General features: G+C 71.2%; 13 protein-coding genes. All 13 read left to right on the forward strand.

Annotation, left to right across the window (positions count from 1 at the left end; genetic code table 11):
• Window positions 1–12 precede the first annotated feature (12 nt).
• The 13 genes from ACK8CO_RS12690 to ACK8CO_RS12750 all read left to right on the forward strand — a co-directional run bounded on the left by ACK8CO_RS12690 (window position 13) and on the right by ACK8CO_RS12750 (window position 8,997).
• Window positions 13–450, forward strand: coding sequence for a P27 family phage terminase small subunit (locus ACK8CO_RS12690; protein ID WP_414896837.1), 438 nt, complete (start codon window positions 13–15; stop codon window positions 448–450).
• On the forward strand, window positions 437–2,098 hold the full coding sequence (locus ACK8CO_RS12695; RefSeq protein WP_414896838.1) for a terminase large subunit: 1,662 nt from the start codon (window positions 437–439) through the stop codon (window positions 2,096–2,098). Before ACK8CO_RS12690 ends, ACK8CO_RS12695 begins: the two co-directional genes overlap by 14 nt.
• Window positions 2,095–3,387, forward strand: coding sequence for a phage portal protein (locus tag ACK8CO_RS12700; protein ID WP_414896839.1), 1,293 nt, complete (start codon window positions 2,095–2,097; stop codon window positions 3,385–3,387). Before ACK8CO_RS12695 ends, ACK8CO_RS12700 begins: the two co-directional genes overlap by 4 nt.
• The gene (locus ACK8CO_RS12705) at window positions 3,387–4,307 is read left to right on the forward strand and encodes a S49 family peptidase (RefSeq protein WP_414896840.1); all 921 of its coding nucleotides are present in this window, start codon (window positions 3,387–3,389) and stop codon (window positions 4,305–4,307) included. Before ACK8CO_RS12700 ends, ACK8CO_RS12705 begins: the two co-directional genes overlap by 1 nt.
• A gap of 92 nt (window positions 4,308–4,399) precedes the next feature.
• Complete coding sequence (locus ACK8CO_RS12710) at window positions 4,400–5,734, forward strand: phage major capsid protein (protein ID WP_414896841.1); 1,335 nt, start codon at window positions 4,400–4,402, stop codon at window positions 5,732–5,734.
• 23 nt (window positions 5,735–5,757) lie between these two features.
• The gene (locus tag ACK8CO_RS12715; protein ID WP_414896842.1) at window positions 5,758–6,090 is read left to right on the forward strand and encodes a hypothetical protein; all 333 of its coding nucleotides are present in this window, start codon (window positions 5,758–5,760) and stop codon (window positions 6,088–6,090) included.
• Window positions 6,087–6,656, forward strand: coding sequence for a hypothetical protein (locus tag ACK8CO_RS12720; protein WP_414896843.1), 570 nt, complete (start codon window positions 6,087–6,089; stop codon window positions 6,654–6,656). Before ACK8CO_RS12715 ends, ACK8CO_RS12720 begins: the two co-directional genes overlap by 4 nt.
• Complete coding sequence (locus ACK8CO_RS12725) at window positions 6,653–6,982, forward strand: phage head closure protein (protein WP_414896844.1); 330 nt, start codon at window positions 6,653–6,655, stop codon at window positions 6,980–6,982. Before ACK8CO_RS12720 ends, ACK8CO_RS12725 begins: the two co-directional genes overlap by 4 nt.
• On the forward strand, window positions 6,979–7,488 hold the full coding sequence (locus ACK8CO_RS12730; protein ID WP_414896845.1) for an HK97-gp10 family putative phage morphogenesis protein: 510 nt from the start codon (window positions 6,979–6,981) through the stop codon (window positions 7,486–7,488). The genes ACK8CO_RS12725 and ACK8CO_RS12730 overlap by 4 nt, the downstream gene beginning before the upstream one ends.
• Window positions 7,485–7,904 (forward strand): tail completion protein gp17, encoded by a 420-nt coding sequence (gene gp17, locus ACK8CO_RS12735; RefSeq protein ID WP_414896846.1) that lies wholly within the window; start codon window positions 7,485–7,487, stop codon window positions 7,902–7,904. The genes ACK8CO_RS12730 and gp17 overlap by 4 nt, the downstream gene beginning before the upstream one ends.
• Window positions 7,901–8,329 carry a phage tail tube protein gene (locus ACK8CO_RS12740; protein ID WP_414896847.1) on the forward strand — a complete coding sequence of 143 codons (429 nt, stop codon included), beginning with the start codon at window positions 7,901–7,903 and terminating at the stop codon, window positions 8,327–8,329. The genes gp17 and ACK8CO_RS12740 overlap by 4 nt, the downstream gene beginning before the upstream one ends.
• A gap of 3 nt (window positions 8,330–8,332) precedes the next feature.
• Window positions 8,333–8,689 (forward strand): hypothetical protein, encoded by a 357-nt coding sequence (locus ACK8CO_RS12745; protein WP_414896848.1) that lies wholly within the window; start codon window positions 8,333–8,335, stop codon window positions 8,687–8,689.
• Between the two features lie 98 nt (window positions 8,690–8,787).
• Window positions 8,788–8,997: a hypothetical protein gene (locus tag ACK8CO_RS12750; RefSeq protein WP_414896849.1), complete on the forward strand. Its 210-nt coding sequence runs from the start codon at window positions 8,788–8,790 to the stop codon at window positions 8,995–8,997.
• Window position 8,998: the final 1 nt, after the last annotated feature.

Genomic DNA, 8,998 nt, shown 5'->3' on the forward strand with positions numbered 1-8,998 from the left:
GATGGAGGTCCGATGCGCGGTCAGAAGCCGAAGCTCGACAATGTCGTGCCGATGAAGGCCGACCAGACGGCGCCCGTGCCCGAGGCGCCCGACTGGATGAGCGCCGAGGGGCGCGACGCCTGGGACCGGCTCGCGCCGGTGCTGGCGGGCAAGCGGCGGCTCGATCCGGCCTATCACGATCCGTTCGCCGTCTATTGCGAGGCGGTGGCCGATGTCATCCGCTTCACCGGCGACATCGCGGCCTTCGGCAGCTGGTACGAGGTCGAGACCCGGAACGGGCGGCAGCAGAAGAAGCGCGCGGTCTGGGGCCAGCGCCAGGACGCGATTGCCACCATGAACCAGCTCGCCGCGCGCTTCGGGATGACGCCGGTCGACGAGGCGCGGATGAGCGCGGGCGGGCAGGGCGATCTCTTCGGCGAGATCATGAGGACACTCGATGGACCCGATTGACCACCCGGTCTCGCGCTATGCGCTCGATGTGATCGAGGGCCGCGAGGTGGCGGGCGCGCTGGTGCGGCTCGCCTGCGAACGCCACCTGATGGATCTGGAGACGGGCCGCGACCGCGGGCTCTGGTTCGACTGCAAGCTGGCAAGCCGCGTTCTGAACTTCGCGCGGCTGATCCAGCACACCACGGGTCCGGCGGCGGGCCGCCCGCTGGAGCTGACGCCCTGGCAGGCCTTCCGGCATGGCTCGGTCTTCGGCTGGAAGCAGGCCGATGGGCTGCGCCGCTTCCGCACCACCTATCACCAGGTGGCGAAGAAGAACGGCAAGACCACCGACACGGCGGTGCCGATGCTCTTCACCCAGCTCTTCGACGGCGAGGCGGCGCCCCAGGGCTTCTGCACCGCGACGACGCGCGATCAGGCGGGGCTGTTGTTCCGCGAGCTCCGGCGGATGATCAAGGCCGCGCCTGCGCTCTCGGCCTTCATGGATACGGGCAACAAGCACCTGATCTCGACCGCGATCACCAATGGCACGATCCGGACGCTCAGCCGCGACGGCAACTCGGCCGATGGCATCAATCCGAGCTTCGTCGCCCGCGACGAGGTGCACCGCTGGACCGACCGCGAACTGGCCGAGGTGGTGGTCAATTCGATGATCGCCCGCGCCCAGCCCATCGACTGGGCGATCACCACGGCGGGCGCCGACATGGCCTCGATCTGCGGCGAGCTGCGCGCCTATTCCGAGACCGTGCTGCGCGGCGATGTCGCCGATGACAGCTTCTTTGCCTATGTCGCCGAGCCGCCGGCCGACTGCGATCCGGGCGATCCGGTGGCCTGGAAGATGGCCAATCCGAACCTCGGCGTGGCCTTCAGCGAGGAGCGCTTTGCCGAGCTTTACCGCGAGGCCACGGTGATCTCGGGCAAGATGCCGAACTTCCGGCGGCTGCACATGAACCTCTGGACCGAGGGCGCGCAGTCCTGGATCGGGCGCGAGATCTGGGACACGGGCGCCGAGCCCTTCGCGCTTGAGGCGCTCTATGGCCGCCCCGCCTGGGTCGGGCTGGACCTCTCGAAGACCACCGACCTGACCTCGATCTGCGTCGCGATCCCGAAGGACGGGCTGGTCTATCTGATCAGCTATTCCTTCCTGCCCTCGGGGCCGAAGGGCTTCATCGCGCGGGCGCAGAGCGAGAAGCGGGAATACGTGGCCTGGCGCGACGAGGGCTGGCTGGAGGTGCATGGCGGCGGCGTGATCGACGAGGACCGGGTGATCGAGCGGCTGGAATGGATCCGGGGCCACTTCGATCTGCGCGAGCTCTCCTATGACCGCTGGGGCATGAAGTATGTGGCGAAGGAGCTGGTGAAGCGGCGCTTTCCGCTGGTCGAGCATGGCCAGGGCTATGCCTCGATGTCCTCGCCGATGAAGCGCTTCGAGCGCGCGGTGGCACAGGGGCGGATCCGGCATGGCGGCAATCCGGTGCTGGCCTGGGCGGTCGGCAATGTCCATCGCGACGAGGATGCGGCCGAGAACATCAAGCCCAACAAGGCGCGCTCGAAGGGGCGGATCGATCCGGCGGTGGCCGCGATCATGGCGCTCGGCCGCGCCGAGGCCGAGGCGGGCAAACGCAGGGCACGGGACGTGGCAACGGTATGATCGGACTTCCTTTCCTCACGCGCGGCCGGAGGGCCGATGTCTCCGAACCCGCCCCCCGGCGCGAACCGCCGGTCACCGCGGCCATGGCGTCGGTCGAGCCCTCGGGCACGCGCGCCCCGTCGCCCTGGTTCGGCGATCTCTGGGCGGGCGGGCAATCGCGCGTGCGCTCGCTGCCGGTGGTGACGCCGCTGGCGGCACAGCGCCATGCCACGGTCTTTGCCTGCTGCAACGTGATCGCGGGCGATCTCGCCAAGGTGCCGCTCCGGCTCTACCAGCGGATGGGGCCGAGCCGCGCCGAGCCAGTGGTCGAGCATGCCGCGACCTATCTGCTGAACACCGAATCCGCGCCGGGGGTGGCGGCCCGGGTCGCGCGCTTTGCGCTGGTCTATGCCTTCGCGCTGCGCGGCCGGGGCTATGCCTATGCGCCCCGCGACGGGGCGGGCGAGCTGACGCTGCTGGATGTGATCCGCCCCGATCTCTGCGCCGAGCTCCGTGACGGCCGGGCGCGCTTCTATGCCTTCGAGGACGGCGCCGGGATCCAGCGCCGGGCGCCGTCCCGGGCCATGGTGCATCTGCGCTACATGGCCGAGGATGGCTGGACCGGCCGCAGCCCGCTTCAGGTCGCGGCGGAATCCGTGGGCCTGGCGCTGGCCGGTCAGGAGGCCGCGGCGCGGGCGGCCTCGGGCGTGCAGATGCGCGCGGTGCTGAAGATGGAGGATGTCTACGAGGATGACGAGGCCTGGCACCGCAACGCCCGCCGCGTCCGCAATGCGCTGCTCGATCCCGAGGCCAATGGGATTCCGATCATCGGCGCCACCGAAGACATCAAGTCGCTCGATCTCTCGGCCGCCGATCAGCAGCTCCTGGAAAGCCGCAAGTTCGACCGCGAGCAGATCGCCGCGATCTACCGGGTGCCGCCCTCCAAGCTGCAGATGCTGGAACACGGGGTGAAGGCCAACGGCCAGCAGCAGGCCATCGATTACAAGACCGACTGCCTGCTGCACTGGGGCGGCTTCGTCGAGGCGCAGCTGGCGCTCGGCGTGCTGACCGAGGCCGAGCGTCGCGCCGGGCTCTTCTTCCGGCATGACTATGACGCGCTGATGCAGGCGACGACGAAGGAGCGTTACGACGCGCTGAAGGCGGCGGTGGGCGGCCCGTTCCTGACCGCGAACGAGGCCCGGGCCGAGGACGGCCGCGCGCCGGTCGCGGACGGCGACCGCCTCAACCCCGCCGCCAACATGACCCGCGATGACGACAGCAAGACCGGGACCGAAGAGGACAAGGACTGATGGAGATGACGATTGCCAGCCTTCTGGGCGCCGCCCCCCTGGCGCTCGACCGCGACTTCGGGGCGGGGCTCCTGGCCCTGCCGCTGCCCGCCGCGCCTGCTGCCGGTCCCGCGCTTTCCGGGCCGGTCGAGGTGGCCCGCGGCGAGCGCTACGCGGTCGCCCGCGGCGTGGCGGTGATGCCGGTGCGGGGTGTGTTGACGCCCAATGCCGAGATCCTCGAACGCTTCCTCGGCTGGGCGACCTTCGCGGGCATCGAGGCCTCCTGCGGGGCGCTGGCCGCCCAGGAGGACGTGGCGGCGGTGGTGATCGAGTTCGACACGCCGGGCGGGCTGGTGCTGGGGGGCGCGGCGGCGGCAGGCGCCATCGCGGCGCTGGCAGCGGTCAAGCCGGTCCATGCGCTGGTCAATCCGCTGGCGGCCTCGATGGGCTATCACCTGGCGAGCCAGTGCAGCGACATTGCGATGACGCCCGGCAGCCTCGCGGGCTCCATCGGCATCATGCGCCAGGCGGGCTGGCCGGTCGGCCCGGACGGGGCGGGCCAGCAATGGCAGATCTTCACCTCGACCCATGCCCGCGCCAAGCTGCCGAACCCCGAGACCGAGGCGGGCCGGGCCGAGATCCGGCGCGATCTCGATGCCCATGAGGCGGCCTTCCATGCCGATGTCGCCCGCGGCCGGGGCATCGCCCCCGGGGATCTGGCCGCGCGGCTTTCCGTGACCGACGACCCGGCCGATGGCGGTGCGACCTTCGGGCCGGAGGCGGCCATCGCCCGCGGCCTTGCCGACCGCGCCGAGACCCGCGCGGCCTTCTATGACCGGATCTTTGCCGCCCATGCGCCGAAGCCTGCTGCCGCCCGCCGGGGCTCCGGCCGGGGCCACCTGGCGCAAGCCGCCGCCGCGCAGGCCCGCGCCACGCTCTGAACTTCCCGACAGACTTCCCGAGATCGGGAACTTGCCGCCCCGTCCGGATCGCTCCGGGCGGGGCTTCTGCTTTTGCCAACCAGGAGACCGACATGCCCAAACCCCGTGACCTGAACGATCTGCGCCGCGAGCGCCGCGCGGCGGCCGCGCAGATGCAGGAGCGCGCCGATGCGCTGGCCGCGCTCGAAGGCGCCGAGACCCCCGATGCCGAGGCCATCGCCGCCGCCGAGACCGCCTTTGCCGAGGCCCAGGCGGGGTTCGAGACGCTCAACGCCCAGGTCGGCCGGGCCGAGGCCACCGAGGCCGCCCGCGCCGCCGCCGCAACCGGGGGCGACGATCCGGCCGCCACCCAAAACCCTGGGCAACAGCCCGCGCCGCAGGCCGCCACGCCTCGCAATCCCGCGCATCGGGGCGTCGAGGTGGGCTTCATGCTGCATGCGCTGGCGGCCTGCCGGGGCGACCGCGCGCGTGCGGTGGAGCGGCTTGAGAGCGATGGCCATTCCGGCGTCGCCGCGATCATGTCGGGCGCCTCGGAAGCCGCGGGCGGCATCACCATTCCCGCCGCGCAATCCGAGGAGCTGATCGCGCTGCTGCGCCCGCGCGTCACCGTCCGGGCCTCGGGCGCGCGCACCGTGCCGATGCCGGCCGGTGAGCTGCGCACCGCGCGGCAAACGGCGGGCGCGACCGCCGGCTACGGCGCCGAGACCTCGGCCATTGCCGAAAGCGAGATGAGCTTCGATGCGGTCGACAAGTCCTTCAAGCTCCTGCGCGCGCTGGTGCCGCTTTCGAACAGCCTCTTGCGGCATTCCTCGGTCGCCATGGCCCAGCATGCCCGGGATGACCTGCTGAAGGCGATGGCGCTCCGCGAGGATCTGGCCTTCCTGCGCGGTGACGGCGCGAACGACACGCCCAAGGGGCTGCGCAACTGGGCGCTGGCCGCGAACTGGCGCGACGGCATCGCGGGCACGGCGGCGGCGGCCGAGGCGGCGGTTCGCTGGGCGGTCTCGACGGTCGAGGATGCCAATGTCGGCATGGTCCGCCCCGGCTGGATCATGCGCGCTTCGGCCAAGAACTGGCTCGCGAGCCTGCGCGATGATCGCGGCGCCCCGGTCTTCCCCTCGATCGATGCCAGCGGGACGCTGAAGGGCTACCCGATCCGCACCACCTCGCAGGTGCCCGACAACCTGGGCGCAGGCGGCGACGGCACCGAGATCACCTTCGCCGATTTCGACGAGGTGATCATCGGCGACGCGATGCAGATCGCCATCGCCGCCTCGACCGAGGCCGCCTTCGTCGATGCCAATGGCGAGACGATCTCGGCCTTCCAGCGGGATCTCACGCTGATGCGCGCGGTCTCCGAACACGACCTCGCGCCCAGCCATGATGAGACCATCGCGGGCTTCACCGCGACCGGCTGGTCGCTCTGATCACTCAGCAGAAGGACAAGACCATGACCAAGGTGATCCTCAAGTTCCGCCGCGCCCATGGGCGCTACAACCGTGGCGAGGTGGCGGGGTTTGCGCCCACGCTGGCCGCCAGGCTCACCCGGGGTGAGGACCCGGTGGCGACGGTCTTCGACCGGGCGGCCGAGGCCCAGCTCGCCGCGGCGGCCGATCCGGTCGGGCTGGAGGCGAAAGCCGCCGATCTGGCCACGCGCGAGGCGGCGCTGGCCGAGCGCGAGGCTGCCCTGGCGGCGGCCGAGGCGAAGGCCCGGACGGGCGCGCCGCCGAAGCAGGGCAAGGCCGCTGACAAAGCCGCTGACAAGGATGCGGCGACGGCATGATCCTGGAAACGGATCCTCCGCTCGGCGTCAGTGTCGAGGCGTATTGCCGAGCGGGGTTCGGGGATGAGCTGGGCCAGGACGATGCGGCTCATGTCGCGTCGTGCCTCCAGGCGGCGCAATCGGCGGTCGAGACCGCCACGCGCCGCCCGCTGACGCCCCGCCGGGTCCGCTTCGAGACCGTGGCCGGACAGGGGCGGCGCTGGTGGGTGCCGGTAGCGCCCGCCCGGACGCTCATTGGCGTCAGCTGGACCGGCGAGGATGTGGGGGAGACCTGGCTGGCGGCCGATGCCGCTCGCCTCGCCTTTGCAGGAAGCGAGCCGCAGATCCTCTTTGCCCCAGGCGCGCTCGCGGGCGTCCCGGATGGCGCGGCCCTCTCCATCGTCCTCGATGTCGGCCCCGACACCGTGCCGCCCACGCTGGCGCAGGCGGTGATCCTGATCGCGCGGGACTGGATCGACGCGGGGATCGCCGTCGAGACGGTGGAAAGCCCCCGCATCGCCTTCGGGGCGCGCGCCCTGATCCGGCAGGCGCGCTATCGGCGCCCGACCAGCTGGTGCCGCCAATGACCATCCGCCGGAATTGCCGCGTCACCTTCGAACGGCACGGCGAAGGGCGCAACGCGCTGAACGAGAAGGTGGGCAAATGGCAGCGCCTCGGGGCGGCCTGGGGCGCGCGCACGGACTTGTCCGAGATCGAACGCGCGGCGGCGGGCCAGATCGGCGCGGTGCGCGCCGCCCGCTTCACCCTGCGCCGCTCCGATCTCGTCCTGGGCCTCACTGCAGCCGACCGGATGAAGGCGGGCGGGCATGTCTGGAACATCACCGGCGTCACCGAACGCGGCCGCTGGGTCGACGTCTCGGCCGTCAGCAATGGCCGGAAGGAGGAGGCATGAGGAAGCAACCCGTCACGGTCGAGGGCCTGACCGACCTGGAACAGATAATGGTGGAACACCTGCCCAGATCCACCGGGCGCGGCGTGCTGCGCCGGGTCGGCAAGGCGGCGCTGGGGATCTTCGTCGAGCGCGCCCGCGATCTGGCGCCGCAGGCGAGCGGCGATCTGGCCGAGAGCCTCGCGGTCTCGACCCGGCTCGACCCGAAGCAGCGCCGCGATCACCGCCGCCTCGTGCGCGACGACAAGGCGGCGGTCGAGATCTTCGGCGGTGCCGCAGCGCTGCCCCATGCCCATCTGGTCGAGTTCGGTACCGTCGAGCGGCATCTGGAACGCGGCGGCTCGACCGGCACCATGCCCGCCCAGCCCTTCATGCGCCCGGCCTGGGACGCGACCCGCGAGGCGGTGCTGGCCGATATCGCGAAGGGGCTCGGGCGCGAAATTGCGAAGACCGTGGCCCGTCGGGCGAAGCGGCTCGCGAAGAAGGTCGGGAAGGGGGGCGGCCGATGAGCCTCAAGGCCGATCTGACCGACCTGCTGCTGAGCGATCCGGCCCTCGCCGATCTGCTCGGCCCCCGCATCACCTGGGGCCGCCGCGCGCCTGGCGAGGGGCTCCCGGCCGTGGTGCTGATGCGGGTCGGCGCGACGCGCGACTATCACATGAAGGGCGTCACCACGCTGCGCCGGACCCGGATCCAGGCCGACATCCTGGCCACGACGCTGGCCGGGGCGGGCGAGGTCGAGGCGCGTCTGGTCGCCCGGCTCGACCGGATCCGCGGCCCCCATGGCGGCACCGACTTCAGGGCCATCTTCGTCGAGGCCCTGCGCGACGGGCTCGACTCCGACCGGGACGGCAGCGGGATCCACCGGATCCTGGCCGACCTGATCATCCATCACAGGCTTCACAACGAGGAGAACGAGAGATGAGCGAGGCGGATATCGCCTGGGGCTATGGCGTGGAAGTGGCCGAGGACGCCGCCGCCACGACCTTCCTGGAGCTGGCCGAGGTCAAGTCGGTGTCGCTGCCCGACCAGCAGCGCGACGAACATGAGGCGACCCATATGAAGTCGCCGAACCGGACCAAGGAGTTCCGCCCGGGGCTGCTCGATCCCGGCGAATGCTCGGTCACCATGAACTGGGTCGAAGGCTCGGCCACCGACACTCTGCTGATCGGGATGAAGGCCAGCGGCAATGTGCGCCAGATCCGGGTGAGCTTCCCGGGCGGCACGGTCTGGACCTTCGAGGGCTGGCTCAAATCCTACGTGCCCCCCGCCACCGTGGGCGAGTTCCAGGAGATCACCGCGGCCTTCCGGGTCACCGGCAGTCTGTCCATCACCGGTGTGGGGAGCTGATCCATGGCCAATCCGATGAAGGGCGAGATCGATGTCGAGGCTTGCGGCGAACAGCTCCGGCTGATCCTGAGCTTCAATGCCATTGCCGAGCTGGAAGAGGAGGCGGGGCAGACGCTGGCCGAGATCATGGCCGCGCTGAAGGCGGGCTCGGTCCGGACCATGCGGCTCATCCTCTGGGCCGCGATGCGCGATCACCGCCCCGGCACGACGCTGCGCCAGGCGGGCGAGGTGGCCGAAGATCTGGGCGCCGGGCTCGGCCCGGTGCTGGGCCGGGTGATCGCGGCCTGCGGCTTCTTGGCGGCGGAGGACGATCCCGCGCCGGGAAAGCCGGACCCGGGAAAGGGGCCGGACATGGCCTGAGCCCGGCGGGCTGGCTCGATCTTCTGAAAGACTACTGCGCGGCCGGGTTCGATCCGGCCGCCTTCTGGTCCCTGACCCCGGGGCTCTACCGCGCCCAGATGGCGGGCGCCGCGGCCCGGGCGAAGGTCGGCCAGCATCGCGACCGCTGGCTGGCCTGGCATGTCGCGGCACTTACCCGGACGCCCGACTTTCCCCGGGCCGAGGAGTTCCTCCTGCCGTCCGACCCGAAGCGCGAGGCCGCGGCGATGATCCTGCGCGCCCGCGTGATGCATGCGCGCTTCCAGAAGCAAGAACAGACGAAGAGGTGAC

The organism is Rhodovulum sp. HP10 (genome assembly GCF_047553435.1).
GTDB lineage: Bacteria > Pseudomonadota > Alphaproteobacteria > Rhodobacterales > Rhodobacteraceae > Rhodovulum.